Here is a 26,456-nt window from a genome sequence, read left to right as displayed (position 1 = left end):
GGCATCATCGCGCCATGCAGCCAGCGAAGACACAGGGCAGGACCGGAGCCGGCTGGCGCGCGTGGTTCGCGCCGGCGCCGGACTCGCTGATGGCGGCGACGCTGCGGCTGGGGCGTCCGCAGTGGACGGAATGGGTCCACCTGATGTGGACGCTGTGGGTGTTCATCACCCCGCTGTTCTCGCCCGGCGGCTACAGCCTGCGCTGGCTGCTGCTGACGCTGCTGTCGTATCCGCTGTTCCTCTGGCTGTACGCCATGGCGCTGCTGAGGCCGCAGCGCGTGGCGCCGCGTTACGCGCTGGCGATGGTCGCGCTCAGCTTCGCGCTCTTGCCCTGGTATCCGTCGGGCATGAGCTATTTCATCTTCGGCTGCGTGATGCTGCGCACCTGGCACGAGGCGTCGCTGCGCGACTACCTGCTGGTGCTGGGGGCGCTGGGCGTCGCGTTCGTCGCGTTCGCGCTGTGGATCGGCTATCCCTGGCAGGCGCTGGTGTGGCTGCCGGTGGTGACCGTGGTGGTGGCGATGGTGGTGCACGCCGAGCATGTCGGCCAGCGCAAGGACGCCGCGCTCAGGCTGTCGCACGACGAGGTGCGCCGGCTGGCCGGGCTGGCCGAACGCGAGCGCATCGGCCGCGACCTGCATGACCTGCTCGGGCACACGCTGTCGCTGGTGGCGCTGAAATCCGACCTGGCTGCGCGCCTGGTCGAACGCGATCCCGCGGCCGCGCGGCGCGAGATCGATGCCGTCAGCCAGGTCGCGCGTGAGGCGCTGGCGCAGGTGCGCTCGGCGGTCAGTGGGATCCGCGCGGCCGGCATCGCCGCGGAGCTGGCCTCGGCCAAGCTGCTGCTCGAATGCGAGGGCGTGGCGCTCCGCCACGACTGGGACGAACGCGGCCTGGCCGGCGCCTCGCTGCCACCGGCCGTCGAGACCGCGCTCGCCCTGGTGGTGCGCGAGGCGGCGACCAATATCCATCGCCACGCGCGCGCGCAGCGGGCCGAAGTGAGCCTGCGCGCCCACGCTGACGGCGTCGAGCTGCGGGTGAGCGACGACGGCCGCGGCGGCGCGTCTGCGCCGGGCAACGGCCTGGCGGGCATGCGCGAGCGCATCGAGGGCCTGGGTGGTCAGCTGGCGGTGGCGTCGGAGCGCGGACAGGGCACCGTGGTGGAGGCCTGGCTGCCGTTGGCCGTGCAGAGCGATGCTGCGGGAGCCCCGTACGACGCGGATGCCCATGACGCGGAGGGCGGGGCGTGATCCGCCTCGTGCTCGCCGAGGACCAGGCGATGCTGCGCGGCGCGCTGGCGGCGCTGCTGGCGCTGGAGGACGACATCGACGTCGTGGCCGCGGCCGCCGACGGCGAGGCCGCCTGGCGCGAGCTGCAGCGCACCGCGCCCGACCTGCTGGTCACCGACATCGAGATGCCGGGGCTGACCGGGCTGGAGCTGGCCCAGCGCATCCAGCGCCACGGCCTGGCGACGAAGGTGGTGATCGTCACCACCTTCGCGCGCGCCGGCTACCTGCGCCGCGCGCTCGACGCCGGCGTGCAGGGCTATCTGCTCAAGGATGCCCCGGCCGAGCAGCTGGCCGCGGCGCTGCGCAGCGTGCACGCGGGCGGGCGCGCGATCGACCCGCAGCTTGCGCTCGAGGCCTGGTCGGAGGCCGATCCGCTCAACGAACGCGAACGCCAGGTGCTGCGGCTGGCCGGCGAAGGCCAGTCGGCGGGCGCGATCGCCGCCGCGCTGGGCCTGTCCCCGGGCACGGTGCGCAACTACCTGTCCGAGGCCATCGGCAAGCTGGGCGTGGGCAACCGCATCGAGGCCTATCGCCTCGCGCGGCAGAAGGGCTGGCTGTGACCCGGGATTTCCCCTGTAGGAGCAGCTATAGCTGCGACCGGATTCCTGCCGGAGCGTTGGGGTCGCAGCTGTAGCTGCTCCTACAGGGGTATCGCGGTGCGGCGCGTGTCACCTCACGCGCTTGCGCGGCGCTTCAGCATTCCATACGCCGCGCGCAGGCCCAGCGCCTCGCCGCCGGCCGGGCGGCCCGGGCGGTCGCTGTCGTTCCAGGCGTAGGTGTCGAGGTGCGCCCACGGCATGTCCTTCGGCACGAAGCGCTCCAGGTACAGGGCCGCGGTCACGCTGCCGGCCATCTTCGATCCGGCGTTGGCCAGGTCGGCGACCTTGCTGGTGAGGTAGCGGAGATACGGCCGCCACAGCGGCATGCGCCACAGCGGATCGCGCGCCTGCGTGCCGGCGTCGAGCCAGGCCTGCGCCAGCGCGTCGTCGTTGCTGAAGAGCGCCGGCAGGTCGGGGCCGAGCGCGATGCGCGCGGCGCCGGTGAGCGTGGCGAAGTCGAGGACGAGGTCCGGTGACTGTTCGCCGGCATAGGCCAGTGCGTCACCCAGGATCACCCGACCCTCGGCGTCGGTGTTGTCGATCTCCACGCTGACGCCGGTACGGGTGGCGATCACTTCGCCCGGGCGGAACGCATCCGGGCCGATCGCGTTCTCCACCGCCGGCACCAGCAGGGTGAAGCGCAGCGGCAGTTTCCGCGCCATCAACAGCTCGGCCAGCGCGATCGCGTGCGCGGCGCCGCCCATGTCCTTCTTCATGTTGCGCATGCCGTCGGCGGGCTTGAGGTCCAGACCGCCGGTGTCGAAGCACACGCCCTTGCCGACGATCGCGACGTGCGGGTGCGCGTCCTCGCCCCAGCGCAGCGCCAGCAGGCGCGGCGCGCGGTGCGAGGCGCGGCCGACGGCGTGGATGGCGGGGAAGTTCTGCTCCAGCAGCGCATCGCCGGTGATCGCCTCGAAGCGGGCGCCGTGTGCTTCGGCTATGCCGCGGGCGACGGCCTCCAGCTGGTCCGGGCCCATGTCCTGGGTGGGGGTGTTGACCAGGTCGCGCACGCGCACGGTGGCGGCCAGCACGTCGAGGGTCTCGGCATCGGTCGCGGCCAGCGCCAGGCGCGCGCGCGCGGGCTTCGCCTTGCGGTAGCGGTCGAAGTCGTAGCTGCCCAGGCCCCAGCCCAGCTGCAGCGCGCGCAGGACATCGGCATCGAGGTCGCCGGCCGGGGACCAGTCGCCTGCCGGCAGCGCGCGTGGCGCGTGCGCGTAGGCGCAGGGGTCGAGCGCGTCGCCGATGCCGAGCACCGCGGCGGCCGGTGTCCCGTCGCTGCCCGGGACCACCATGCAGCTGCCCGCGGAGGCGTCGAAGCCGTGCGCGTCCAGCCACGCGATGACCGTCTGCGGCTGGGCCTCGCGCCAGGCGCCGAGGCCGTCCTTCGAGACCAGGTGCAGCGGGCGGGCGCCGGTGGTGCCGGCGGGGGCGTAGCAGTCGATGGGGCTCATGCGTGGGGGCTCCGTGTGCGTGCGGCGAGGGCGGGCGGCGCCGCCTCCAGCCAGTCGGCCAGTGCGGCCAGGGAATCGAAATGCAGGTCGGGCTCGATGTCGGCGTGCGGCCAGCGGGCGCGGCTGCCGTCGTCGCCCGCGCGGTTGATCCAGCAGCTGCGCAGCCCGGCGCGCGCGGCGCCGGCAACGTCGGCGTCGGGGTGGTCGCCGACGTGGAGCACCTGCTGCGGCGGCGTCTCCAGCAGCCTGCAGGCTTCCAGGAAGATCGCCGGGTCGGGCTTGGCGCTGCCGAAGCTGCAGGCGCTGAGCTGCGCGGTGAACAGATGGTCCAGGCCGATGCGCGCGAGGTCGGCGTTGCCGTTGCTGAGCGCGGCGATGGGCAGGCGCGCGCTGATGCGCTCCAGCGCATCGATGGCGTCGGGGTAGCACTCCACCCGGTTGCGTTCGGCGAAGAAGGCTTCATAGGCCGCCTCCGCCAGCGCCACGTCGCCGCCGCTCTCGCGCAGCGCAGCCTCCAGGGTCAGCCGGCGCAGCGCCGACATGTCGTGCGCCAGCGCCGGGTGCTCGCCGGCCACGCGCTCGCGCAGCGCGCGCATGGCCTCGATCGGGAACATGTCGGCGGTGGCCGGGCTGTGCCGGCGCATCCAGTCGTCGAGCACGCGCTCGATGCGCGCGCCGATCGGTGCGAACGGCCACACGGTGTCGTCGAGGTCGAGGGTGATGGCGCGGACGGCGAAGGCCATGCCGCCATTGTACGACCGGCTACTCCAGCAGCCGCGCCCAGCCCTGCAGGCCGTCGATGCGCGCCAGCACCCGCTTCACGCACACCAGCAGCGGCACCGCCAGCAGCAGCCCGACGATGCCCCACAGCCAGCCGAACACCAGCAGCGCCAGGATCAGCACCAGCGGCGACAGCTGCATGCGCTGGCCCAGCACCAGCGGCGTGACCAGCTGGCCTTCCAGCGTGTGCAGGCCGAGATAGATCGCCGCCGGCAACAGCGAGGGCCCGACCTCGTCCCAGGTCACGAAGCCCATGGCCAGCATCAACGCCACGCCGATCGCCGGGCCGACGTAGGGCGCGAAGTTGAGCAGGGTCGCGATCGTGCCCCAGAGCAGGGCCTCGGGCATGTCCACGCCCAGCGCGAAATGCAGCACCGCCGCCAGCAGCAGGCCGACCCCGGCGTTGATCAGGCTGATGGTGAGGACGTAGCGCGACAGGTCGCGCTCGATCGACTGCATGATGTCGACGGTGATCCGCTGGCGCTGGCGCGTGGGCAGCAGGGCGATGGCGCGGCGCTGCAGGTCCTCGCCGAAGACCATGAAGAAGAACGTCAGCAGCACCACCGCCAGGACGCCGCCGACGGCCTTCGGCGCCCGGGTGAGCAGGGCGTAGGGGTCGTCGGGAACGGTGCGCACCACCTCGACCTTGCGCCCGTCGCCACTGCTGGCCTGGCGCGCGATGTCCTCGGCGACCCGGTTGGCCTCATGCACCGGCTTCACCAGTTCGCTCAGCTCGCGCCCGACCTGGCGCATCTGCCGCGGCGCTTCCTGCATCCAGTCCACCGCGGGTGCCAGCAGCTGCTGGCCGAGCAGGGCGGCGCCGGCGATTCCGCCCAGCAGCACCAGCAGGGCCGCCAGGAAGCGGGGGACGTGGAGGCGGCGCAGGCCGCGGATCAGCGGATTGCCGACCAGCGCCAGGAACATCGCCAGCAGCACCGGCAGGACCACGCCCTGCGCGGCCCACAGCGTGTAGCCCACCGCGAGGAAGGCGAGGACGACCACCGCGCCGGAGGCCCGGGGGCGCGGCGGCGCCGACGTCGGGGATGGGGTCGCGACGCCGGCAGCGGGCGGGCCGGCGTCCGCGGAGGGGCGATCGGAATCGATGTCCGGGCCGGTGGCGCTCATGGCGGGGGCGGCGCGCTCAGCGCCGTTCGGACACTTCGGTGGCGGCTTCCGCGGGGCGCGGCGGCGTATCCCAGCTGGGATCCGGAACGTAGCGGCGGGCGCTGGGCGGCGCCGGCGGGGTGCGCCCAGGCGCGGCGGTCGGAGGCGCAGGCGCGACCGCGTCCGGCGCCGATGCCCGGGCCGCCGCGGCATCGGCCGCCGGCACCTTCGCACCCGGCGGCTGGCCGCTGGCCACGGCCGCGGCATCGCCGGCGTCCTCGGCCGCATCCTTGGCGTCCGACGCCGCGAAGGCCGCCTGCAGCGTCCCCGCCAGGCCGGCGAGGCTGGTGGCCAGCTGCAGCCAGCGGGCCGGCTGCACACCGGCGATCGCACGGCCGGGCCGCGCCCAGCCGGCGAGGAGGCCGGCGGCGAGGCCGGCGATCACCACCCGCGGCGGCGACCAGGTGTCCCGCCAGCAGCCGCCGAACACGCGGAAATCGGCCGCGACCTGGCGCTCGCGCGCTTCCAGCGCGTCCTCGGCGCGCGCGACCTTGGCCTGCAGGGCTTCGAAACTCATGTCCATGGCCTCATGGGGGCGTCTTGCCTTCGGCCCGCGCGCCTTCGCGGACCTCGGAACCGACCGCGCGGGCGGAGGCCGGCGAGCCGGGGTCGGGCATCAGGTCGGACAGCTCGCCGATGCCCAGGCGGGCCAGCTGGCGCCGCGTGGCCTTGAGCCGCGTGTGCTCGAAATAGTCGGTGGCCTTCTGCAGCGAGAGCCATGCGGCGAGCAGGCTGGCCAGGCCGCAGCCACCCAGCGACATCCACCACGGCAGGCCGACCTGGTTGCTGAGCACCACGATCAACGCCGTCATGAGCAGCAGCCAGGCCGAGACGCCGAACATCACCGCGACGCCGGCGAACACCGCGCTGCGCCCGGCTGCGCTGCGTGCCAGCGAGACGTCGGCCGCGACCAGGTCGCGCAGGGCCTTGGCCGCGTCGCCCGCGGCCCCGACGCCGGCCTTGCCGCTGTCGCGAAGCGCGCGCAGCGTGTCGGCCAGGTCGGGCGTGGGCGGTGGCGTGGGCCCGGGCTCGGGTCCGCCCGGCGTGGGTTCCGCCGGGCCGGGTCCGGGGGGCGTCTGCGGCTCCACGTTTTAGCGGTCGCCGCTGCGCGCGAGCTTGGCGATGATCCAGCCGGTGGCGAAGGCGACGCCGAAGGACGCGATCGGGCGCTCGCGGATCAGGTCGGCGGCGCTGTCGACGAGGTCGCGACCCTTCTCCAGCAGCTGGTCGACCTGCTCGCCGCCGGCGCCGGCGGCTTCCTCGAGCGCGGACAGGCCGGCGACGGCGCCGTCGGCCAGGTCGGCCTTCAGGTTGGCGCGGCCCAGGCGCATCTCTTCGCCGGCGGCCGCGGCGGCGCCGCGTACCGCGCTGGCGGTGTCGGACGCGGCCTGCTTCAGGTGGCCGCCGGCTTCGGACAGGCTGGACTTCAGGTTGTCGGTATGGGTCGGGCTCATCGCGTTTCTCCTTGGGGGATCGGATTCATTCCATGACCAGGTTGCCCTGGCCGCGGCCTCGCAGGATGCGCAGCACCAGCTGCGCGGGGGGATCGGCCAGCACCGCGCGCAGGGCGGGCAGGTCGGATGCGCGCTCGCCGGCGGCGGCGACCACGACGTCGCCGGCGCGCAGGCCGTTGCGCGCGGCGCGGCTGCCGGAGGCGACGTCCTCGACCAGCACGCCGGACACGCCGCCGCGCCGCAGCGCCTCGGGCAGTTCGACGAAGCTGGCGCCGGACAGGCGCGGGTCGAGCTGCTGGCCGGCGAGCATGCGCGGCTGCTCGCGCAGCGTGGCCTGCAGCTGCTGCGCCCGGCCGTCGCGGCGGACGTCGAGGGTGACGCGGGCGTTGGCCGGCTGCAGGCCCTGGAAATTGCGCAATGACTCGCCGTCGCCGATGCGCTCGCCGTTTGCGGCGACGATCACGTCGCCGGGGCGCAGCCCCGCCTCGGCGCCGGCCGACCCGGCCTGGACGCGCGTGACCACGGCGCCGCGGCTGCCGGCGGGCAGCCCGAGGCTGGCGGCCAGGCGGTCGTCGAGGTCCTGGGTGTCGATGCCGAGCGAGCCGCGGCGGACCTCGCCGTGGGCATCGAGCTGCTGCATCACGCTGCGCGCCAGGTTGGCCGGGATGGCGAAGCCGAGGCCGATGTTGCCGGCCATGCTGCCGCGCGGGTTGAAGCTGGCGGTGTTGATGCCGACCAGTTCGCCGCGCAGGTTCACCAGCGCGCCGCCGGAGTTGCCCGGGTTGATGCTGGCATCGGTCTGGATGAAGTTCTGGTAGCCGACGCCCGGCACGTTGCTGCGCCCGACCGCGGACACGATGCCGGAGGTCACCGTCTGCCCGACGCCGAAGGGATTGCCGACCGCGACCACGAAGTCGCCGACCTCGAGCCCACCGCTGTCGGCGAGCGGGATCGCCTGCAGCGGCTGGCCGTCGCCCGGCACCGGAATCCGCATCAGCGCCACGTCGGTGTCGGCATCGGAGCCGACGAACTCGGCGGTCAGGGTGCGGCCGTCGCTCAGGGTCACCGACACCTCGTCGGCGCCCTCGATCACGTGGTGGTTGGTCAGCACGTAGCCGCGCGCCGCGTCGACGATCACGCCCGAGCCGAGCGATTCGTTGATGCGCTCGTCGGGGACGTTGGGGAACATCCGGCGGAAGAACGGATCGTTGGCGAAGGGGTTGTTGATGCGCACGCGCTGCCTGGAATGCACGCTGACCACGGCCGGCGTCACCCGGCGCAGCATCGGCGCGAGCGAGGGCAGGGCCTGGCCGTCGACGACGCCGGGCAGGGCCGCCGCCATCGGCACCGCGGCGGCGGGCTCGGCGCGCGCGGGGACGTCGAGGCCTTCGCGGATCAGGGTCGCGGCGAAGCCACCGAAGGCGGCGGCCATCGTCAGGGCGAGCAGGGTGGTCCGGGTCGATCGCTTCATCGGCATGCGGGGAAAAATGAAACTCCTCCAGTGTCGTCCAGAATCGTGCAATCGGCACTGAAGTCGGACCGATGGCGGATGCGGAAACGGGAAGCTGCGACCTCCGCGCCCCCGTGGCGGATTGCAGTCCAAGGTGCCCAAACCGTCGTGGCCGCGACGTGAGGAAGTGCCGGCATGCCGGGGGCGGTGCGAGGCGCCCGGCGGCTGCTCCGGCGTGCCGGCCGGGCGCTTCCGGCGCGCGCATCCGGATGTGTCGCTCGTTCATGTCGTGGTGTGAACGGCCTCACGCCTGGCTTCGCGCGCCGGGGCCGCGCGGACGATTGACTTCGGTCCGCGGCGGCCTTACGGTCTCACCTGTCGGCCACAAGATGTAGTGGTCGCCAGGACATGTTCAGCCCAGTACTAGTTGTTGCCGGGCCGGCACGCCAACCATTCGGGGGTGGTTCGCATGCATGACATGACGACTGGCCAGACTCGACATTGACGAACACGGCATGGCGTGCGCCGCGCGCCATGCAGCCTTGCCGTCGGCGCGACCCGAAGCGGACCGCGCCCGGCAGGCACCACACCACGACGGCCGGTTCGCGCACGACCGGCCAGGATCAAGGAGATGGAAGCAGCATGAGCACGGTTCGCCTGGAGGCTGTGAAGAACACGATGGCTGGCACCGACCAGGACATCCCGATGCAGCCGGCTTCGGTCGACATCTGGGACAAGAAGTACCGCCTGAAGACCAAGCAGGGCGAGGCGCTGGATGCCGACATCGACGGCACCTGCCAGCGCGTCGCGCGCGCGCTGTCCGAGGCCGAGGACACGCCGGAGAAGCGCAAGTACTGGAACGAGCGCTTCCTCTGGGCGCTGCGCCGCGGCGCGATCCCGGCTGGCCGCATCACCTCGAATGCCGGGGCGCTCGAGCACAAGCCGGCCACCAGCACGATCAACTGCACCGTGTCGGGCACCATCGTCGACTCGATGGACGGCATCCTGGAGAAGGTCCACGAGGCCGGTCTGACGCTGAAGGCCGGCTGCGGCATCGGCTACGAGTTCTCGACCCTGCGCCCGCGCGGTGCGTTCGTGGCCGGTGCCGGCGCCTACACCTCGGGCCCGATGTCGTTCATGGATATCTACGACAAGATGTGCTTCACGGTGTCGTCGGCCGGCGGCCGCCGCGGCGCGCAGATGGGCACCTTCGACGTCAGCCACCCCGACGTGCGCGACTTCATCCGCGCCAAGCGCGAGGACGGCCGCCTGCGCCAGTTCAACCTCTCGCTGCTGGTCACCGACGGCTTCATCGAGGCGGTCAAGGCCGACGCCGAGTGGCCGCTGGTGTTCCCGGTGAGTGCCAAGGAGCAGGGCGACATCGACCTCGACGACGCCGCCCAGGTGGTCTGGCGCGACTGGCCGCAGCACGACGGCTACATCGTCCGCGACGACGGGCTGGTGGCCTGCAAGGTCTACGGCAAGGTCCGCGCGCGCCACCTGTGGGACATGATCATGGTCTCGACGTACGACTACGCCGAGCCGGGCTTCATCCTCATCGACCGCGTCAACGAGATGAACAACAACTGGTGGTGCGAGAACATCCGCGCCACCAACCCCTGCGGCGAGCAGCCGCTGCCGGCCTACGGCGCGTGCCTCCTGGGCTCGGTCAATCTGACCAAGTTCGTGCGCGACCCGTTCACCGACCAGGCGTCCTTCGACTGGGAGGAGTACCGCGAGGTGGTGCGCGTGTTCACCCGCATGCTCGACAACGTGGTCGAGGTCAACGGCCTGCCGCTGCCGCAGCAGCGCGAGGAGATCATGCGCAAGCGCCGCCACGGCATGGGCTTCCTGGGCCTGGGCTCGACGGTCACCATGCTGAAGATGAAGTACGGCTCCAAGGAGAGCTGCGACTTCACCGAGCGCGTGGCCCGCGAGATGGCCGTGGCCGGCTGGGAAACCGGCCTGTCGCTGGCGCAGGAGAAGGGCCCGGCGCCGATCATGGAGGAGCGCTTCGAGGTCACCGCGGAAATGCTGCGCAAGCGCCCGGAGATGGCCGCCGACGGCTGGAAGGTCGGCCAGGAGATCCCCGGCAAGGTGCTGCACGCGCGCTACAGCCGCTACATGCAGCAGGTCGCCGGCGTCGCCCCGGAGCTGGTGGAGCAGCTGGCCGAGCATGGCGCGCGCTTCACCCACCACAGCTCGATCGCGCCCACCGGCACCATCAGCCTGTCGCTGGCCAACAACGCCTCCAACGGCATCGAGCCCTCGTTCGCGCACCACTACAGCCGCAACGTGATCCGCGAGGGCAAGAAGTCGAAGGAGAAGGTGGACGTGTTCTCGTTCGAGCTGCTGGCCTACCGCCACCTGGTCAACGCCGCGGCCATGCCGTTCAGCGAGGACCCGGCGGCGCAGCTGCCGGACTACTTCATCTCAGCCGACGACATCAGCCCGAAGGAGCACGTCGACGTCCAGGCCGCGGCGCAGAAGTGGGTCGACTCGTCGATCTCCAAGACCGCCAACGTCCCGACCGACTATCCCTACGAGGACTTCAAGGACATCTACCTCTACGCCCACGAGAAGGGCCTGAAGGGCTGCACCACCTTCCGCTTCAACCCCGCCGCCTTCCAGGGCGTGCTGGTGAAGGAGTCCGACCTCGCCAACACCACCTACCGCTTCGAGCTCGAGGACGGCAGCACGGTGGAGGTGAAGGGCAACGAGGAGATCGAATACGACGGCGAAACCCACACCGCCGCCAACCTCTTCGACGCGCTGAAGGAAGGCTATTACGGCAAGTTCTGAGCAGGCCCACGGCGGCGTCCGGCCGCGCTACATTCCAGCCCGCGGGCACCCCGTCCGCGACCATGACGACGAGGCAAACACGATGAGCAACGGCAATGGGGTCGCAGCGACGCTCGGCAATGCCGCCGGGACCGTCGCCGACAAGGCGAAGGACGTCGGCAGCAAGGTGTCCAGGCGCGCGTCCAAGGCGGTGGAACAGGTGAAGCAGGCCGCGGGCAAGGCCGAGAAGGCCGTGGTGGAAGGCGCGGGGAAGGCGAAGAAGGTCGTCGCCAAGCGCGCGGGCGCGGCGAAGAAGGCGGTGGGCACCCGCGTGGCCGGGGCCAAGCAGTCGCTGGCCGCCACCAGCGCCGCTGCACGCGCCGAGGCCGCGGCGATCAAGCGCAAGAAGGCCGCGAAGAAGGTCGCGAAGAAAGCGGTGAAGAAGGCGGCGGCGAAGAAGGCCGTGGCGAAGAAGGCCGCGCCCCCGAAGCCGGCGGCCAGGAAGGTGGCGGCGAAGAAGCCCGTCGCGAAGAAGGCGGCGACGAAGAAGACGGTGGCCAGGAAGGTACCGGCGAAGAAGGCCGCCGCGAAGAAGGCGCCCGCGCGCAAGCCCGCGGGCAGGTAAGACCCTCCGGACTCCCCCGCGCAGGCGGGGGAGCGCGCATCCCACGAAACAGCAGGAACACGCGTCATGGCCGTCAGGATCGAGAAGAAAATCACCGGGTACTCCGTCGCCACCGCCGAGGGCGACAAGGCCGCCGCGCAGGCCGGCCCCGCCGCCGTGCAGGAGGCCGCCGCCGAGCGCCCCACGGCCGAAGTCATCCAGATGCACGAGCGCATCGAGCGCCCGGAAGTGCTGGTCGGCAGCACCTACAAGATCAAGTCGCCGCTGGTGGAGCACGCCATGTACGTGACCATCAACGACATCGTGCTCAACGCCGGCAGCGAGCACGAACAGCGCCGTCCCTTCGAGATCTTCGTGAACTCGAAGTCGATGGAGCACTTCCAGTGGATCGTCGCGCTGACGCGCATCATGTCGGCGGTGTTCCGCAAGGGCGGCGACGTGACCTTCCTGGTGGAAGAGATGAAGGCGGTGTTCGATCCGCGCGGCGGCTACTTCAAGGCCGGCGGCGTGTACATGCCTTCGCTGGTGGCCGAGCTCGGCGCTATCGTCGAGGATCATCTGAAGTCGATCGGCATGATCCACGACCCGGAGCTGAGCGCGGCGCAGCGCGCGCTGATCGACGAGAAGCGCCGCCAGTACGAGTCGCGCTCAAAAAAAAACAGTGACGCCGACGTCGCCGCGGCCGACGCCGGCCCCGTAGGCGGCCTGTTCGCCGACCAGGGCGCGGACCGTGCCGGCGAGGACGTCGCGGTGACCGGAGAAGGCACCAGCTTCCCGCCCTCCGCCACCATGTGCCACAAGTGCAGCACCAAGGCCGTGGTGGTGATGGACGGCTGCGCGACCTGCCTGAACTGCGGCTACTCGAAGTGCGGCTGAGCGGGCCGCGCGCCTGCATCGCGCTGGCGCTGCTGCTCGCGTTCGCATGGCCCGAGGTCGCGCTGGCGAGGAAGAACGCCGCGCCTGCGCCGCCGGAGCTGGTGCGCTGGGTCGCGCCCTGGCACGAAGGCGTGGCCTTGCGCTATGCGGCCGAGGACTACGACATCTCCATCGGGGAGGGCGGCAGGGAGCGTTCGCGCACCACCGGCATCGAGACCATCCGCATCACCGGCGTGCTCGACGACGGCTTCGTCCAGACCTGGTCCTTCGACGACAGCCGCTACGAGCAGCTGGAGGGCGGGGACGGCCAGGAGGCGCTGATGCGCCAGTTGCTGGAGTCGTTGCCCGATCTCGTGCTGGAGGTCGAGCTGGACGCGACCGGCAATTTCAGCGCCCTGCGCAACCTGGACCAGCTTGCCGCGCAGCTCGGGCCCGCGCTGCGTACCGGGTTCGAGGCCGCGCTGCAGTCGGGCGTGGAGGCGGCGGGCGGCTGGCCGGCGGGCGCGGACGGCGAGGCGGCACGGGCGCGGGGACGCGAGGCCGCCGCGGACATGGTCGCGCGGATGACCCGGCCCGAAGTCCCGGGCGCGCTGATGTCGCGCGACGCGCTGGCGTACAACGACCTGTTCGGTGCCGAGCTCGAAGCCGGCGTGCCGTTCGGGGTCGACGTCGAGATCGACAGTCCGCTGGGTGCCGGAAAGGTGCCGGCGCGGGTGACCCTGCTCATGCAGGCCGGCGCGGCGGGCTCGGACGAGGCGACGCTGGACTGGACCACGCGCATGGACCGGGAGCGTGCGGCCGAGGTGGCCCTGGCGGCTGTCGAGCAGCTGCACGGGCGGCAGGTGACGGGCGAGGACCGCGAGAAGGTCGTCGCGGACATGTCGATCGTCGACGCCGGCCACGCGCGCTTCCGCCGCTCCACCGGCGTGCCGCTGATGCTGGAAACCCTACGCACGGTGCGGGCCGCCGGGGAGCAGCGGGTCGAGCGCAGGCGGATGCGCCTGCTCGACGATGCGCACGGCCATGAATGGCCCGACGACGCTCCGCCGCAGCCCGCCGGCTGAGCGCCCGGCGGGAGGATCCATCGCCCTCCGATTCGGCTAGCATTCGTCCCACCACAGGGGGAGGCCACACGATGGACAGATGGACCGCGGGCCTGCTGGCCCCGTTGCTTGCACTCGCCGCGATCCCGGCGGCCGCCGATCCGGGCCGGGGCGTGACCGGGCCCGAGGCCATGGCCGTGCTGGAGCGGATGGAGCTGTCGCCGGAGCTGCTCGAGGATTCGGCCGGCGACCCGATGATCCGGTTCCGCGCCAACGACCTGAACGCCTACCTCAACTTCTACGACTGCAACGACGGCCGCTGCGGTTCGCTGCAGCTCGAGGTCGGCCTGGATCTGGAGAACGGCACCACGCTGCAGGTGGCCAACGTCTACAACAGCCGCTATCGCTATGGGCGGATGGTGCTGGACGACGAGATGGATCCGTTCCTGCACTACGACTTCGAAGTGCTGCACACCGACCACGCCGCGCAGATCCAGAGCCAGGTCGAGATCTTCGGCCAGCTGCTGGGCGACTTCACCAGCAGCGTCGGTTTCTGAGGAAGTGTCCGCGCGGGACCGTGACGCGGTCCCGCGGGGCTCAGCCCCCGCGCAGCGCCGGGAACTGGCGGGTGATGCGCACGCCGTCGGCCAGGCCCCAGCGGATCGCGATCCGGCGCAGGCGCGCACGGGCGCTGTCCTCCAGGTGCGGCGGCGCCAGGCGCATCACCGCGTCGTGGCGCTCGGCCCAGGCGTTGGCATAGGCGAACAGGTCGCGGTGCTTGAGCTGGAGGTCGGCCATGCCGGCGTCGAGCTCGGCGATCGCGAGCTCGAGCGCGGCTTCCTGATCGTCGAGGGGTGCTGCAAGAGTCATCGTCTATCGCGCCATGGTGTCGCGACCTACTATGGCAGCCTTTCGCGATGGCGGGATGAAGGGCGCGCGACGTGCCGGCCCGCCCGCCGCTCCGCCCTTGCGCCGACGCCAGGAATCGCCATGCGCCCCATCATGCTGTTGTTGCCGATGCTGCTCGCCGCGTGCGGGCCGTCGCCCCAGGACACCACCGCGGCGGCGGAAGCCGCGCCGCAGCCGCGGCTCGACTATCCCGGAAAGCTCGGCATTCCGGTGCGCCTGGACCTGCTGGCCACGGACGCCGGCGGCCGCGCGGTGGCGATCAGCCGGGGCTGGCGTGGCCGCGTGGAGTTCGACGGCGGATCGAACGCGCGCTGCGCCATCGGCCGCGGCGCGGTCGCGGAGCTCGCGCCAGGGAGCAGTCACGAGGTGGAGCTGATCTGCGGAGCGGCCGTGCAGCTTCCCGGCGACGGCCGCCGCGGGTTCCGCGTGCTCGAGGACGGGCGCGAGATCGGCACCGGCGTCGTCCTGCCCTGATCAGCCGGCCGGTGACGGCTTCGGCGTCAGCTTGAGCAGGCGGCCACCCTTGCCATCCTCCAGCAGCCACAGCCCGCCCTCGGGCCCCTGCTCGACCTCGCGGATGCGGTGGCCCATGCCGAAGCGCTCGGCCTCGCGCGCCTGGCGGCCGTCGACTTCGACGCGAACCAGCGACTGCGACGACAGGCCGCCGATGAAGGCGTCGCCCGTCCACTGCGGGAACACGTCGCCGCGGTAGAACACCAGGCTCGACGGCGAGATCACCGGCGTCCAGTGCGCCGCCGGCGCGATGAACTCCGGCCGGGTGTCGTGGTCCGGGATCGGCGTGCCGTCGTAATGGTCGCCGTTGGAGACGATCGGATAGCCGCAGTTGCCGCCGCGCTCGACCAGGTTCAGTTCGTCGCCGCCGGCCGGCCCCATCTCCACGTCCCAGAGCTGCCCGCCCGCGTCGAAGGCCAGGCCGAGCACGTTGCGGTGGCCGAGCGACCAGATTTCGGCGGCGACCCCGCCATCGCCGGCGAAGGGATTGCCGGCGGCGGGCCGGCCATCGTCCTCGAGGCGCAGGATCTTGCCCATGTTGGACGCCATGTCCTGGGCCGGGTCGAACTTCTGGCGCTCGCTGGAGCTCAGCCACAGCTTGCCCTCGCCGTCGAAGGCGATGCGGTGGCCGTAGTGGCCGCGACCGTCCACCTTCGGCACCTGGCGCCAGATGACCTCGAGCCCGTCGAGCCGCGCCGTGCCATCGTCAGCGGTCACCAGCCTCGCGCGCGCCAGCGCCGCGCCGCGGGTGTCGCCGTCGCCGGCCTCGGCATAGCTCAGGTACACGAGGCCGTTGCCGGCGAAGCCGGGATGCGGCACGACGTCGCCGAATCCACCCTGGCCGCCGTAGTCGACCTCCGGCACGCCGGCCACGTCGCGGCTGCTGCCGTTGGCGACGTCGACGAGCTTCAGCCGCCCCTTCTTCTCGGTGACCAGGAGGCGGCCGTCGGGCAGGAAGGACATCGCCCAGGGTTCATCGAACTTCGCGACGGCCTCGACGTTGAACGGGTGTTGGCCCGACGCGCTGGCGCAGGCGCTGGCGAGGATGGCGAGTGCCAGGGCGGCAACCGGGAGGGACGGTTTCATCGCGTGCGCTCCATGGGCATTGGAGCCGCGAGTATGGTGCAGGCGCCGGCCACGCGCACGCGTTCTAGCGGCTCGCGCGTCGCCGGTGGTTAACGCCATGTCGACGCGTGGATCGCGCAGCGGACGCGGTTAATGCGGGCCATTGCAGGGTGTGGCCCGTGGCCGGATCGACCGGTCGCACCCCATCGAAACCGGATGCCCCCGCATCCGCCTGAGGAGATTCCCCCTGATGAAGAACGCACGCAAGCCGATCGCCGCCGTCCTCGCACTGGGTGCGGTGCTGGCCATGCCGCTGGCCCTGGCCCAGAGCGCCGTGACTCCCGAAGTCCGCGAGGCCCAGAAGGCGGCCGTCGAATCCGCCGAGGCCGCCCAGGCGGCGCAGGACGCCGCGACGCCGGCCGCCACCGCCGCCGATGTCCCGCCGGCTGGCCGCCAGCTGGGCTGGAACGACGTCGACGCCGACGGCAACGGCACCATCTCGCGCGAGGAGTCCGCGGCGCTGCCCGCGCTCGCATCGGTGTTCGACCAGGCCGATGCCGACGGCGACGGCGAGCTGACCCCCGAGGAGTACCGCGCCCACGCCGCCAAGGCCGGCGGCGGAGACTGATCCTCCGCGCCGCGTCCGTCGGACCGGCGCCAGGCGACATCGTTCCAGGGCGACGGCAGGGATGCCGTCGCCTCTTCGTTCCGGGATAATCACGCGATGCCCAGCATCAGGATGGTCGGCTTCGACGCCGACGACACGCTCTGGCGAAGCCAGGACTGGTTCGACCAGGCGCAGCGCGACTTCGAAGCCATCATCGCCCGCTACGTCAACGGCGATGCGCGCACCAGCGAGCGGCTGTACGCGGTGGAGAAGGCGAACCTGGCGGTGTTCGGCTACGGCGTGAAGGGCATGGCGCTGTCGATGATCGAGTCCGCGATCGACATCACCGGCGGCCGCATCAGCGGTGCCGACGTGCATCGCATCGTGGCGCTGGCCAAGGACCTGCTGCGCCATCCGGTCGAACTGCTGCCGGGCGTGCGCGAAGCGGTGGAGGCGGTGGCGCGCGAATTCCCGGTGGTGCTCATCACCAAGGGCGACCTGTTCCACCAGGAGGCCAAGGTCCGCGAGTCGGGAATGTCGTCGCTGTTCCGGCGCATCGAGATCGTCAGCGAGAAGGACGTGCCCACCTACCGCCGCCTGCTCGAGGAGTTCGGGATCGCGCCGGGCGAGTTCGCGATGGTCGGCAATTCGCTGCGCTCGGACATCGCGCCGGTGCTCGAGCTGGGTGGCTGGGGCCTGCACCTGCCCTATCACCTGACCTGGGAGCACGAGCGCGAAGCGTGCCTGGCCGTAGGCGCCGCCGCGCGCATGCGCACGCTCGACTCCGCGGCCGACCTTCCCGACGCGCTGCGTTCGATCCTGGCCCCCTGACGGGCGCGGCCAGGCCGACCGCGTCGCGTCGCTGCGCGCGGACAACCGGCGCCTGCGGCACAATCGGCGCATGTCCTGCTTCCGCGCGCTCCTGCTCGCCATGCTGTCCGTCGCCATCGCCGCTGGCTGCATGCGCGCGGACGAGGACGCACCGCCGCCGCCCGACGGCATCGACACGGGCGCGGCCGAATGGCGCGGCCGCCTGCCTTGCGCCGACTGCGAGGCCATCGACACGCGCCTGGTCCTGGAGCAGCGCGACGGCCACCGCAGCTACCGGCTGGTGGAGGTGTATGTTGCGGTCGAAGGCAGCCAGAGCTTCGATGAGGCCGGCGAATGGCGCCTCGACGACCGCCTGCTCAGCCTCGAGGCCGGGACCGGCGGCCAGCGCCGCTACGCGCTGGTGCAGGACGGCGCGCTGCAAGTGCGCGATCCGGACGGACGCGTGTTTCCGGGGCGCGAGCATGACCTGCTGCTGCCAGCCGCCGGCCATCCCTGACGCGGAGACCGCATGACCGTTTGCCGACATCGCCTGCTGCTCGCCTGCCTGCTGTGGCTGCTTGCGCCGCCTGCCGCCTTCGCGCAGGACGCGGCCGTGGCCCGGGCACCCGCCACCGGAGACGCCGTGGTCGACGCCCGCCTGGCCGACATCAACCGCTATGCCGCGCGCTATCCCGATGCCTTCATCGATGAGCTGGTGCGCTATTTCGACGCCCCGCGCCCGCTGCTGCAGGACCTGCTGGGTCGACAGGAGCGCAAGCCCGGGGACCTCTACTACGCTTGCGCGCTTGCCCGCGTCTCCGGGCGCCCCTGCCGCGGCGTGATCGAGGCCTGGTCGGCGGGTCACGCGGATGGCTGGCCGGGCATCGCCCGCGACCTCGGCGTCGAACCCGGCGATGCGCGCGCCAAGCGGCTGCGCGAGGGCATGGTCGAAAGCTACCGCCGCTGGGGCCGGCCGCTCCCCGACGCCGGCTGAGCCGCCGGCAGCGTGTACCCTGTCCGCCCCTGGGCGGGCACGGTCCGCAACCATCCGCCGTGGCTGACACGATGACGACAGCGACCTCGAACCCGATGCCCCTGGGCGCCTCCCGGCGCCGCGACGACGCGCGCTATCGCGCCTCCGTGCGCCTGTCCGTCGCCCCGATGATGGACTGGACCGACAGGGCCAAGAACTCTTATTATTTCAAATAATTAGACTGGGGCGCTCAGAGCATGTTGCACCTGTGACGCTCTTTGGTCGGGCGGACGCATTGCTGCCTCCATTCCTCAGGCTTGAGCCGTTCCGTCGGCAGCTGCAGTTTCGCCGGTCTCCGCGGAGTCTGTAACTGAGCTTCTTAGCACTCTCGGGATTGCCGGCAACCCGGAGCGTTGCAAGTAGGCCGCGAACTTCTGCTGAAGTCGCGTCGCAAATGGCGACAAAAGCCGGCCTTTCCGATGTTTTGACCAGTCCTCCCATTTCTTGATCGTCAGATCCTTGAACCCGAAACGATAGGAAGCTCCATTGAACATGGAGTAGACCGTGAACTGGTCATCACGATCCAAGATCTGGCCGTGGTCGGCGTGTATGTCGATCTTTGATGGATCGACGAGCTGTCCCTTCAATAGGTATAGATCGGGCATCGATCGCCCTGCGCGCCTGATAGCGTCGCATTCGGGGCGCACGTTTATGTAGATGGACGTGGTCGCTTCTGGCGTCTGAAAGAAATCGCCAGGGGCGCTGCTGTCTGCATGCAAGCGTCGCACATCAAGGACACGCTCGCCTTCCAGCACACGTTTCAGAGTCCGCTCATACTCAGCTGGATCATCACGGTGCTTCGCGTCGATCTCACCAACGAAACGGCTGAGATCCAGTTCAAGCTGGTCCATTCTCGAAGCAACCAACCGAGTGATCAATTTCCCAAGTTCGTCGGCCGGCGCCGGTCCGTCATGACTGTAGGTTTCCCACAGCATCACCGGCCAATGGGGACTCCGGTCGTGGAGGTCGATGAACAGGTCGTTGAGAGCCCGAACACTCTGCTGCTCCCATGTCTTCAGCGCCAGTACGGACGGTATCTCGTTCGCCCATTGATTGAGGACTTCATAGATCTTGTCACCGACTTCTGCCTTGTCGCGCAGCAAGAGCCTTCCGGAAGCGAGGTGAGACCGCATGTCCACGTGCGCGTTAAGAACAGCCGTGACCTCCTCAAGGTTCTCGTTCGTGAAGATCACGACTGGGGTATGTCGGTGCGCACCCAACGCGCGAATGAATTCCACATTCTCTTCGAAGAGTGCCTGCCTGTTCTCTTCGGAAATCGACAAGCCGGGAGGCGTCAGATCCCAGTCCATCATCACGAAGGCGACGCTTGAATAGTTGGACAGCTCGTCCTTCTTGGGTAGGGCAGTGTGAATAATGGCCAAACCACCTGCGGCGTGGATTGTCTCGATGATCGCATCGAGGTTCTTGTCCGTCTTCGCATGCGCCTGATCGTCGATGACCACGGCCACACCGCTGAAAAGACCTTGGATTGCGCTGGCCACTACGCGTCCTCCTTGACAAAGCTGACGACGAGGTTTGCACCGCGCAAGATCCGCTCCCCCTTGCTTGCAACGTCAATCGTGTAGTCGTGACGGTCGAGAAGCTGGCGCGCTATGTACAAACCCAACCCTCGACCTTCTTCTGCTTTCCCGGTATAGAACGGCTCGAAGATATATGGGATGTCGTCTGCACGGATTCCTGGGCCATTGTCCGCAAAAACCATGATGCCTCTATCGCCGTCGAGCAGTACCTCGATTTCACGCGGTGCGGGTGAGCTCTTCAGCCAATACATCGCGTTATCGAAAAGATTCAGCAACACTTGCAGCAGAACTGCGTCTGTCGTCTTCGCTACAAGTGGACCGCCAACCTCTTCTATCGTCACCTTGATCTCGGCGCGCTCCAGCAGTGCTCTAAACAAGCGCTCAACCTTCGTCACAAGGTCTAAAACCTTGATGTCTTTCCGGCGCTGCTTACTGCTCTTGAAAAGCAGCTGCATGTCCTTTAGCTGGTCGGCAATGAAAGCCAAGCTCCCACGGATCGACAGCAGTTCACGCTTGAGAACGTCGCGATCAATCTGACCAGAGCGCGAGATCTGCGAGATCAAGGCATCAGTAGATGAGGTGGCCGTTCGTATCGCCAATGTTAGATCGTGCGTAGCCGACTCCACGGATAAGCCCACACCCGCGAGATGCTCGGTGGTCTCAGCGCGCTGCACCAGGTAGCGGCGTTCCTGCTTGTACTGGCGGGTTGCCTCTCCAAGCTTCTCGCGGACCTGTGCGGGAGTGCCAGCTGCTTGGGCAGCGTCGGCTGCCGACTCAAGCGCATGCTGCACGGCATTCTCTTTGAAAATGCTGACGTCGTCGCTGCGCGCGGCCTTGATCTTGTACTGGGCGTAGGGTCGCTTTCGCACCCATGCAAGAAATATCTGCAACAGAGCCCTGAAGTCACTCGTCGGATTACCCGTCTCGACAAGACCTTCCCGGCTCGTTTTATCACGTAGCTCCGGATTGGCCGCTTGAGTGATCCGCACTTGACCAACGACCTGATCATTGCTCAAAAACTCGCTAGCCTTAACCGTGCCGCGGCGGACGTCAATAAGCAGCCAGTCGTCGTCGGGGTCGCCGTACGGGTACACCCGAATCCCGTCGCGATAGAGATAGATTCTATGCTGCCTAAGTAGCTCTTTGTCGTCGTTGTCGAGGCGGTACTTCCCGGGTGCATCGGCCGCGAAATCGAAGACGAAAAACTCGAAGCTGAACGGCCCTGATTCAATTGGTCGCTCAACCACTGTCCCGAATGTGTCGCGAAATATCCTCATTCCGGTAAGGTCAGGGTCGTTCAACTGGATCGACTGATGTTGGCCGTCGATCTCGAACTCGAAGCTCTTAGTGGCTGGCTGGAAACTGCCTTCGATATGGAAGACTGTCCGATTCTCCAGCAACCCTGCAAGCTCGCTTTGACGGGCGTCCGCGAAAGCCTCGTAGGCTCCGTTGCGATAGATGACTACTTCGAAAGGGTCTGCTGCTTCGTCTCCCTCCTCGCCGAGCGCGAAAATAGATTGCAGCCGTACCAAATCCTTGTAAACGCCCTGAACCTTTGTTCTGGACCAAGAGCTAGCGAGATGCCTAATCTCGATCGCCGTACCGTGCTTGGGACGCTTCAAAGTCCTCAAGCCCACCTCAACTTGTCTCGACTGTATCAGCTGCGCTGGATCGACCTCACGCAAGGACAGGCGTAGGTCGTCGAGAAACAGAGCCGTGTCGTTGTCGTCAATGAAGTTCGAATCGAACGTGGACAGGTCCATGACCACAACGTTCTCGGCCGTGCTGGCGCGCGTCTTGGTCGTCAGCGTGATCTTCCGGCCGAGTTTAAGCAGAGCAAAGCGTCCAATACCCTTCTCGCCTTGTATGACCCGACCCTTCTTGGTCGTGTGCTTCTTGGCAAGCTTGCCTTGCAACTTTAGTGGAGTCGCAGGGTTTGCCCAATGGTTCTCGATGATGTCAGTAGACATGCCAGCGCCATCATCTTCGATGATGATCCTCGACCCTTCCTTGCCAACGAAGTTCTCGTCGAAGCCTTCAAAGTTCACTCTCACCCAGGTCGCATCCGCGTCGTAGGAGTTCTTGATGAGTTCGACCAGTGCCACCCGTTCGTTCTTGATCAGCTGGTCGCCCAGCATGGTGAGAAGGCGCGCATACGGACGTAGCTTCAGAGGCTTGGCACGGCTCATAGGTGGGCGATTAGTACAAATTCTTCAGCGTAGATGGGGTTCCGCGTTCTTAGCCGGGTGTAGCGGCCTGCAGCATCACGGAAGGGTGTCGCGCTCTTGTTCGAGATACGCCGGCGCGTGGCGCGTACACGCTTGAAACCAGCTTCCAACAATGACTCAGCCAGGTGAGCAGCATTGTCGATCGGCACGTCCCGATAGCGCGTGTTGCCGATGACAAAGATCGCTACGCCCTCGGCTGTGAGAAACTCGCGACAGCGGGCGGCCATCTTCTGCATATCTAAGAAGTACTGCGCGACTGCGCGTGCCGCAGCGGGATCTTGCTCGTACAAAGTAAAAACGACCTGCTTCCCCGTCCTATTCAAGGCAGTGTGCGCACGCCGAAGGTCAATCTCGTATTCGAAGGTGCCAATGGAGCCTTGGCGCAAGATGCGATGGTCGTCGGCAAAGCCGAGCCAGAGCGATGAGAGCTGATGTAGGTCAGCGTATTCGTAGGATGTGACGTAAGGCGGGCTCGTCACGATCAGATCTAGAAGCTCACTAGGTGGGTCCACAGTTAGCACATTGGCCCGCCGGATGTCGGGTGCCGGCCCGGTGGCCTTGCCTGCTTCATCGAATGCGGCAGCCATCATTTCCACCTGTGCCGCGAAAGCTCGGCGGACGTCCTTCGCGACCTTGGTTCTATCAAGAGCTGGTTTGACGGAGCGCTGCTGCCATTGAGAACAATCCTTCAAGATGGCAGAGAAGGCGCAGTGAAAGACGGAACGGTATGGCGAGCTATGGGGCACGACGTCATTGATCGTGTTGAGGAGACAGGCGAGATCATTGAATGCCGAGTCCGAGAACCAGCGTTGAAGGCGCTGCACAGCGATGGGGCTCAAGCGGTGCGCCCTTGAGGCGCCATCCATCTCAGCCTCGATTTCAGCCGATCGTCGGCGCATGCTCGCGCCAGCGCAGCGTGCGCTTTTCGCCTTGGCGATCAGGGTTGCTACAGGATTGATGTCGCATCCCCAGAACGCCAGGCCCGCACGCCTGGCTTCATGCGCCACCGTGCCGCAACCGCAAAATACGTCGCCCACTCGGCGTACCTGGAGGCCTTGTTGGGCACTGTAAGCGAGTGCGCGCCCAGTCAGGAACGCTGGGAACTTGGCCGGATATGCGTGTATTCGGTGCAACCTGGGCTCTGGTGTGTCACCCCGATCCCAGTGCCCGGTCAGAGGAGCGTTCTCAAGTCGATGACTCGCGACCTTGGTGGGCGACCTAAGTTCCGCAAATTCCATGCAACCACGCCCCCGGCAGCCGCTGCCCCTTGCCTGAATCTAGCATAATTCCTCGAGTGCATGCATCATTCCCCGGTGAGAAAGCGCCCGTCCCATTTCAAGCCCTCAGAGTTGGTTTCGGCTGCTCGCTCCCTTTTAGGGCTCTCGCAGCGGGACTTCGGTCGGCAGCTAGGGAAAAGCCAGGGGTTGATCAGCAAATATGAGAGTGGCCACGTCGTGCCGCCTGCAGCCGTCGTGATTCACTGCATGCATATTTTGGAATGGCAAGGAGGTGTGCGATCAGGACCGCTAGAGGGGTGGGATGACGTGCGCAAGGCCCTCGCTCAACTGCAAAGAGCGCTCTCTGCCGTGGCGCCCCGGCCGGATTAGTCGCACCGCGTGACATGGCGCTAGACGAAATTATCACCGCCGCACCCGCAGGGCTATCGATATGCTGATCCGCACCGTTCACCCCTTTCCCGCGCGTATGGCCCCGGAGCTGGCCCTTGCTTCGTTGGCCGACCTGCCGGCGGACAGCGTAGTTTTGGATCCAATGTCTGGTTCAGGGACGGTCCTCCGGCAGGCGCTGGCCCTTGGTCACCGGGCGGTCGGCTTCGATATGGATCCATTGGCGGTACTGATGAGCCGTGTCTGGACAACGCCTATTAGTGAGCAGGTGCTAGATAGCGAGCTGAAGCAGTTGTTGTGTGACGCAGCACAGGTCGACCTCCGTTCTCAGCAGTTGCACTGGCACGATCAGGAAACGCGTGAGTTCGTGGGCTACTGGTTCGACGCACCACAAAGGCGCTCGCTAGCGCGCCTCGCATACGTGCTGGATCAGCGACGTCGTGCCAGACTGTCACCTCCGCGGCGAGCGGCGGTCGATGCTTTATCGATTGCCCTAAGCCGGTTGATCGTGACCAAGGAGCAGGGCGCGTCGCTTGCGCGTGACACATCGCACAGCCGACCACACAAGGTTGCCCTTACATCGAGCTATGACGTCGAGTCGAGCTTTGTCAGGTCGGTTCGGCAGCTGAGCCAGCGACTTGCAGACCAGCCATCCCCTCGTCCTGCCGACGTGAAATTGGGTGATGCTAGAAATCTGGAGCTCGCGCCACGGAGCGTGGATGCAGTCCTGACGTCACCCCCGTACCTGAACGCCATCGATTACATGCGTGGTCATCGACTGGCACTTGTGTGGCTGGGTTACACGCTCGCCGAGTTACGCACAATCCGCTCCACTACTATCGGCGCTGAACGAGCAGCCGACCAAGATGGCGGAAGCAGTGTTAGGTCAGTCGCCGAAGCAATGGGGCGGCTTGAGCAGTTGCAGCCCCGTCAACGGCGGATGGTGGAACGCTATGCTGGCGATCTTCTGCGCATGCTCTCGCAGGTTGAGCGAGTCCTTTCTGGCCACGGGCATGCCACATTTGTGGTAGGGAATTCATGCTTGAAAGATACTTTTATTCGCAACTCTGATGGCGTCGCGCAGGCAGCGCGGCAGTCAGGACTGGTGTTAGTGAGCACCCGTGAGAGGGAACTCCCCCCAGGAAGCCGTTATCTCCCCATGCCTACGCGGGGCGCTTTGTCGAAGCGCATGCGCACCGAGACGGTGATGACCTTCCGCGTTGACCATGCGTGAGCGCACGGGTCATTTCAGGCGGTTGATATGATTCGCCACGCACTCCCCTCAGCCTTCAACCGTCGAATCGCATTGACTTGTCCCCGAATTGCGTACGGCCTTGCGCTGAAGATGTGAGGTCCCACGTGCCCCGCCTTCCCAGAAGAGGGGCGTCGCAGGGAAATCGCCACTGGCGGCCCGGCCGTACTGCGCACAATTGACCACCAGAAAGTTCGCCGAGCCTGAGGCTGGCTAGCTTCCAGCACACGAAGGTCAGGGGACATGGCCCGCTGTCTTCGGAGTCACTGAGCTGTGCTCCCGATTACAGTGCTCGGTGGTTGGTACTTTCTTCTGGCCATCTCGAGCCCTTTCTTCACATAGCTCGCCGCTCGGCCTCCCGCCTTCACAGTCGATCCGATCGCCTTGCCAGCGGACACGTTCGGCATCAAGCTCCGTTTAGAGCTACCGGTGGCTGCTAGGCGCGCGAACTCGCCCCCCGCCGAAGCAAGTTTGCCCGCGAGGTTCTGTGATGCCATCGCAGCTCCACCACCCAGTGCGGCGGCCATCGATCGGGTCTGTAACAGCACGGCAGCGACCGCGATGGTCATGCCAATCAGCTTCAGCGTGTTGACCACGGTCTCCGACAGCGTGGTGATCGGCAGCATGGACAGGTACTGGTCGAACATTCCGAAGACTAGGCCGACGGTCACTGCGACCATGACGTAGAGGATCGCGAAGTTGACGAGCTGCCCCAGCCAGGTCTCGAACCAGCGGTAGGTCATGGAAAAGATGGCGAAAAGGATGAACAAGGGGCCGATTGCCAGCAGCAGCGCCGTGGCGAGGAAGGCCACCAGCAGGATGCCCGCGGCGATTGCAACGAGTGCCGCGGCGGCCAGGTAGACCAGGATGGCCAATGCGTAGTAGCCCATGCCGGCGATGGCCGCCTTGATACCGGTTTGCGCCATCTCGTCGCCCTTGTCCCAAGCCTTGTCGCCGACGTCGAACCCCTGTTGGAGTGAGGCGTCCAGCACCGTTGCGATGGAGGCCGGTTCGTATCCACCGCTGCTTCCTTCGTAGGCCAGTTCCGAAGCCATCTCGGACGGCACCCGGAGGAAGAAGTCGGCGACGTAGTCCTGGTAGATGCCGACGGTCAGCGCGAACCCGACGATGATGCAAATGCGGATGATCCGCTTCATGCCGTCGGTGAAGGGTTCGCTGATCTGCCCGGATGCCATTGCAACGCCCCAGAACAGCACGAACAGGGTCAGCAGGATGACGGCCGTCGGGCCGATATAGCCGATCATCACAGCCGACTTGTCGTTGACGTATGTAGTCACGGTCTCCGGAATGTTTTCCAGGAGGAAGTGGGCGATGCGGGTAGTCTCTGGTGCGGCCATGTC

General features: G+C 68.0%; 27 protein-coding genes. 14 read left to right on the top strand and 13 right to left on the bottom strand.

Translation table 11 applies throughout. The annotated features are described in order from the left end of the window. Positions 1-14 precede the first annotated feature (14 nt). Both IE168_RS05755 and IE168_RS05750 read left to right on the top strand, forming a co-directional pair. A complete protein-coding gene (locus tag IE168_RS05755) occupies positions 15-1,250 on the top strand; it encodes a sensor histidine kinase (RefSeq protein WP_189496122.1) in 1,236 nt (411 codons plus the stop codon). After that, positions 1,247-1,849, top strand: a complete 603-nt coding sequence (locus IE168_RS05750; protein ID WP_189496120.1) for a response regulator transcription factor — start codon at positions 1,247-1,249, stop codon at positions 1,847-1,849. The genes IE168_RS05755 and IE168_RS05750 overlap by 4 nt, the downstream gene beginning before the upstream one ends. A gap of 113 nt (positions 1,850-1,962) precedes the next feature. Here the strand turns inward: IE168_RS05750 and IE168_RS05745 are convergent, their stop codons facing one another. From IE168_RS05745 to IE168_RS05715, 7 genes are read right to left on the bottom strand one after another with little or no spacing between them, the layout of a single operon-like run. Next, positions 1,963-3,339 carry a leucyl aminopeptidase family protein gene (locus tag IE168_RS05745; protein ID WP_189496117.1) on the bottom strand — a complete coding sequence of 459 codons (1,377 nt, stop codon included), beginning with the start codon at positions 3,337-3,339 and terminating at the stop codon, positions 1,963-1,965. Continuing rightward, entirely contained in the window at positions 3,336-4,082 is a 747-nt protein-coding gene (locus IE168_RS05740; RefSeq protein ID WP_189496116.1) for an HAD family hydrolase, read from the bottom strand. The genes IE168_RS05745 and IE168_RS05740 overlap by 4 nt, the downstream gene beginning before the upstream one ends. A gap of 19 nt (positions 4,083-4,101) precedes the next feature. Continuing rightward, positions 4,102-5,244 (bottom strand): AI-2E family transporter, encoded by a 1,143-nt coding sequence (locus IE168_RS05735; RefSeq protein WP_189496115.1) that lies wholly within the window; start codon positions 5,242-5,244, stop codon positions 4,102-4,104. Between the two features lie 16 nt (positions 5,245-5,260). After that, the gene (locus IE168_RS05730; protein ID WP_189496112.1) at positions 5,261-5,800 is read right to left on the bottom strand and encodes a protein sip-5; all 540 of its coding nucleotides are present in this window, start codon (positions 5,798-5,800) and stop codon (positions 5,261-5,263) included. Between the two features lie 10 nt (positions 5,801-5,810). Beyond that, positions 5,811-6,371, bottom strand: coding sequence for a phage holin family protein (locus IE168_RS05725; RefSeq protein WP_189496110.1), 561 nt, complete (start codon positions 6,369-6,371; stop codon positions 5,811-5,813). A gap of 3 nt (positions 6,372-6,374) precedes the next feature. Next, a complete protein-coding gene (locus tag IE168_RS05720) occupies positions 6,375-6,737 on the bottom strand; it encodes a hypothetical protein (protein WP_189496108.1) in 363 nt (120 codons plus the stop codon). Positions 6,738-6,762: 25 nt separating this feature from the next. Next, positions 6,763-8,208, bottom strand: a complete 1,446-nt coding sequence (locus IE168_RS05715; protein ID WP_189496106.1) for a trypsin-like peptidase domain-containing protein — start codon at positions 8,206-8,208, stop codon at positions 6,763-6,765. 621 nt (positions 8,209-8,829) lie between these two features. On the opposite strand from IE168_RS05715, the gene IE168_RS05710 reads away from it, so the two are divergent. The 5 genes from IE168_RS05710 to IE168_RS05690 all read left to right on the top strand — a co-directional run bounded on the left by IE168_RS05710 (position 8,830) and on the right by IE168_RS05690 (position 14,069). After that, positions 8,830-10,989 (top strand): adenosylcobalamin-dependent ribonucleoside-diphosphate reductase, encoded by a 2,160-nt coding sequence (locus IE168_RS05710; protein WP_189496104.1) that lies wholly within the window; start codon positions 8,830-8,832, stop codon positions 10,987-10,989. An 82-nt stretch (positions 10,990-11,071) separates the two neighbouring features. Beyond that, the gene (locus IE168_RS05705) at positions 11,072-11,593 is read left to right on the top strand and encodes a hypothetical protein (protein ID WP_189496094.1); all 522 of its coding nucleotides are present in this window, start codon (positions 11,072-11,074) and stop codon (positions 11,591-11,593) included. Positions 11,594-11,659: 66 nt separating this feature from the next. Then, positions 11,660-12,469 (top strand): TSCPD domain-containing protein, encoded by an 810-nt coding sequence (locus tag IE168_RS05700; RefSeq protein ID WP_189496092.1) that lies wholly within the window; start codon positions 11,660-11,662, stop codon positions 12,467-12,469. Beyond that, complete coding sequence (locus tag IE168_RS05695) at positions 12,394-13,533, top strand: hypothetical protein (RefSeq protein ID WP_189496090.1); 1,140 nt, start codon at positions 12,394-12,396, stop codon at positions 13,531-13,533. Before IE168_RS05700 ends, IE168_RS05695 begins: the two co-directional genes overlap by 76 nt. A 71-nt stretch (positions 13,534-13,604) precedes the next feature. Further along, entirely contained in the window at positions 13,605-14,069 is a 465-nt protein-coding gene (locus IE168_RS05690; protein ID WP_189496088.1) for a YbjN domain-containing protein, read from the top strand. A 40-nt stretch (positions 14,070-14,109) separates the two neighbouring features. Here IE168_RS05690 and IE168_RS05685 read toward each other — a convergent pair whose 3' ends face one another. Then, positions 14,110-14,382 (bottom strand): hypothetical protein, encoded by a 273-nt coding sequence (locus IE168_RS05685; protein ID WP_189496086.1) that lies wholly within the window; start codon positions 14,380-14,382, stop codon positions 14,110-14,112. 120 nt (positions 14,383-14,502) lie between these two features. On the opposite strand from IE168_RS05685, the gene IE168_RS05680 reads away from it, so the two are divergent. After that, entirely contained in the window at positions 14,503-14,895 is a 393-nt protein-coding gene (locus IE168_RS05680; protein ID WP_189496084.1) for a hypothetical protein, read from the top strand. Here the strand turns inward: IE168_RS05680 and IE168_RS05675 are convergent, their stop codons facing one another. Continuing rightward, positions 14,896-16,020 (bottom strand): PQQ-dependent sugar dehydrogenase, encoded by a 1,125-nt coding sequence (locus tag IE168_RS05675; protein WP_189496082.1) that lies wholly within the window; start codon positions 16,018-16,020, stop codon positions 14,896-14,898. 229 nt (positions 16,021-16,249) lie between these two features. Between IE168_RS05675 and IE168_RS05670 the strand changes: the two genes are divergently transcribed. The 4 genes from IE168_RS05670 (at position 16,250) to IE168_RS05655 (ending at position 18,410) form a co-directional block, all read left to right on the top strand. Further along, positions 16,250-16,627, top strand: a complete 378-nt coding sequence (locus IE168_RS05670; RefSeq protein WP_189496079.1) for an EF-hand domain-containing protein — start codon at positions 16,250-16,252, stop codon at positions 16,625-16,627. Between the two features lie 96 nt (positions 16,628-16,723). Continuing rightward, complete coding sequence (locus tag IE168_RS05665) at positions 16,724-17,437, top strand: HAD family hydrolase (protein WP_189496077.1); 714 nt, start codon at positions 16,724-16,726, stop codon at positions 17,435-17,437. Between the two features lie 70 nt (positions 17,438-17,507). Next, on the top strand, positions 17,508-17,933 hold the full coding sequence (locus IE168_RS05660; RefSeq protein WP_189496075.1) for a copper resistance protein NlpE N-terminal domain-containing protein: 426 nt from the start codon (positions 17,508-17,510) through the stop codon (positions 17,931-17,933). A gap of 12 nt (positions 17,934-17,945) precedes the next feature. Then, positions 17,946-18,410, top strand: coding sequence for a hypothetical protein (locus IE168_RS05655; RefSeq protein ID WP_189496073.1), 465 nt, complete (start codon positions 17,946-17,948; stop codon positions 18,408-18,410). Between the two features lie 290 nt (positions 18,411-18,700). On the opposite strand, the gene IE168_RS05650 is transcribed toward IE168_RS05655, so the two are convergent. Genes IE168_RS05650 through IE168_RS05640 form a run of 3 tightly spaced genes read right to left on the bottom strand, consistent with a single transcriptional unit; the run spans position 18,701 to position 23,255 of the window. Continuing rightward, on the bottom strand, positions 18,701-19,951 hold the full coding sequence (locus IE168_RS05650; RefSeq protein WP_189496071.1) for a hypothetical protein: 1,251 nt from the start codon (positions 19,949-19,951) through the stop codon (positions 18,701-18,703). Further along, positions 19,951-22,179, bottom strand: coding sequence for an ATP-binding protein (locus tag IE168_RS05645; RefSeq protein WP_189496069.1), 2,229 nt, complete (start codon positions 22,177-22,179; stop codon positions 19,951-19,953). Before IE168_RS05645 ends, IE168_RS05650 begins: the two co-directional genes overlap by 1 nt. Further along, positions 22,176-23,255 carry a TRM11 family methyltransferase gene (locus IE168_RS05640; protein WP_229823150.1) on the bottom strand — a complete coding sequence of 360 codons (1,080 nt, stop codon included), beginning with the start codon at positions 23,253-23,255 and terminating at the stop codon, positions 22,176-22,178. The genes IE168_RS05645 and IE168_RS05640 overlap by 4 nt, the downstream gene beginning before the upstream one ends. 261 nt (positions 23,256-23,516) lie before the next feature. Here IE168_RS05640 and IE168_RS14830 point away from each other — a divergent pair, with 261 nt between their 5' ends. Together IE168_RS14830 and IE168_RS05630 are read left to right on the top strand one after the other, a co-directional pair. Next, positions 23,517-23,825, top strand: coding sequence for a helix-turn-helix domain-containing protein (locus tag IE168_RS14830; protein ID WP_189496067.1), 309 nt, complete (start codon positions 23,517-23,519; stop codon positions 23,823-23,825). A 61-nt stretch (positions 23,826-23,886) separates the two neighbouring features. After that, positions 23,887-25,077 (top strand): site-specific DNA-methyltransferase, encoded by a 1,191-nt coding sequence (locus tag IE168_RS05630; RefSeq protein WP_229823146.1) that lies wholly within the window; start codon positions 23,887-23,889, stop codon positions 25,075-25,077. 281 nt (positions 25,078-25,358) lie between these two features. On the opposite strand, the gene IE168_RS05625 is transcribed toward IE168_RS05630, so the two are convergent. Beyond that, entirely contained in the window at positions 25,359-26,453 is a 1,095-nt protein-coding gene (locus IE168_RS05625; RefSeq protein ID WP_189496065.1) for a TrbL/VirB6 family protein, read from the bottom strand. Between the last annotated feature and the right edge of the window lie 3 nt (positions 26,454-26,456).

The sequence above is a fragment of the Luteimonas padinae genome, assembly GCF_014652935.1.
In the GTDB taxonomy this organism is placed as follows: Bacteria; Pseudomonadota; Gammaproteobacteria; order Xanthomonadales; family Xanthomonadaceae; genus Luteimonas; species Luteimonas padinae.
This window is presented reverse-complemented; position numbering and strand designations above follow the sequence as displayed.

Bases quoted from the DNA above. Each gene is read 5' to 3' on its own strand.
- IE168_RS05755 (WP_189496122.1), top strand. From the start codon at position 15: ATGCAGCCAGCGAAGACACAGGGCAGGACCGGAGCCGGCTGGCGCGCG.
- IE168_RS05745 (WP_189496117.1), bottom strand. From the start codon at position 3,339: ATGAGCCCCATCGACTGCTACGCCCCCGCCGGCACCACCGGCGCCCGC.
- IE168_RS05740 (WP_189496116.1), bottom strand. From the start codon at position 4,082: ATGGCCTTCGCCGTCCGCGCCATCACCCTCGACCTCGACGACACCGTG.
- IE168_RS05735 (WP_189496115.1), bottom strand. From the start codon at position 5,244: ATGAGCGCCACCGGCCCGGACATCGATTCCGATCGCCCCTCCGCGGAC.
- IE168_RS05730 (WP_189496112.1), bottom strand. From the start codon at position 5,800: ATGAGTTTCGAAGCCCTGCAGGCCAAGGTCGCGCGCGCCGAGGACGCG.
- IE168_RS05720 (WP_189496108.1), bottom strand. From the start codon at position 6,737: ATGAGCCCGACCCATACCGACAACCTGAAGTCCAGCCTGTCCGAAGCC.
- IE168_RS05715 (WP_189496106.1), bottom strand. From the start codon at position 8,208: ATGAAGCGATCGACCCGGACCACCCTGCTCGCCCTGACGATGGCCGCC.
- IE168_RS05710 (WP_189496104.1), top strand. From the start codon at position 8,830: ATGAGCACGGTTCGCCTGGAGGCTGTGAAGAACACGATGGCTGGCACC.
- IE168_RS05705 (WP_189496094.1), top strand. From the start codon at position 11,072: ATGAGCAACGGCAATGGGGTCGCAGCGACGCTCGGCAATGCCGCCGGG.
- IE168_RS05700 (WP_189496092.1), top strand. From the start codon at position 11,660: ATGGCCGTCAGGATCGAGAAGAAAATCACCGGGTACTCCGTCGCCACC.
- IE168_RS05690 (WP_189496088.1), top strand. From the start codon at position 13,605: ATGGACAGATGGACCGCGGGCCTGCTGGCCCCGTTGCTTGCACTCGCC.
- IE168_RS05685 (WP_189496086.1), bottom strand. From the start codon at position 14,382: ATGACTCTTGCAGCACCCCTCGACGATCAGGAAGCCGCGCTCGAGCTC.
- IE168_RS05680 (WP_189496084.1), top strand. From the start codon at position 14,503: ATGCGCCCCATCATGCTGTTGTTGCCGATGCTGCTCGCCGCGTGCGGG.
- IE168_RS05675 (WP_189496082.1), bottom strand. From the start codon at position 16,020: ATGAAACCGTCCCTCCCGGTTGCCGCCCTGGCACTCGCCATCCTCGCC.
- IE168_RS05670 (WP_189496079.1), top strand. From the start codon at position 16,250: ATGAAGAACGCACGCAAGCCGATCGCCGCCGTCCTCGCACTGGGTGCG.
- IE168_RS05665 (WP_189496077.1), top strand. From the start codon at position 16,724: ATGCCCAGCATCAGGATGGTCGGCTTCGACGCCGACGACACGCTCTGG.
- IE168_RS05660 (WP_189496075.1), top strand. From the start codon at position 17,508: ATGTCCTGCTTCCGCGCGCTCCTGCTCGCCATGCTGTCCGTCGCCATC.
- IE168_RS05655 (WP_189496073.1), top strand. From the start codon at position 17,946: ATGACCGTTTGCCGACATCGCCTGCTGCTCGCCTGCCTGCTGTGGCTG.
- IE168_RS05645 (WP_189496069.1), bottom strand. From the start codon at position 22,179: ATGAGCCGTGCCAAGCCTCTGAAGCTACGTCCGTATGCGCGCCTTCTC.
- IE168_RS14830 (WP_189496067.1), top strand. From the start codon at position 23,517: ATGCATCATTCCCCGGTGAGAAAGCGCCCGTCCCATTTCAAGCCCTCA.
- IE168_RS05630 (WP_229823146.1), top strand. From the start codon at position 23,887: ATGCTGATCCGCACCGTTCACCCCTTTCCCGCGCGTATGGCCCCGGAG.
- IE168_RS05625 (WP_189496065.1), bottom strand. From the start codon at position 26,453: ATGGCCGCACCAGAGACTACCCGCATCGCCCACTTCCTCCTGGAAAAC.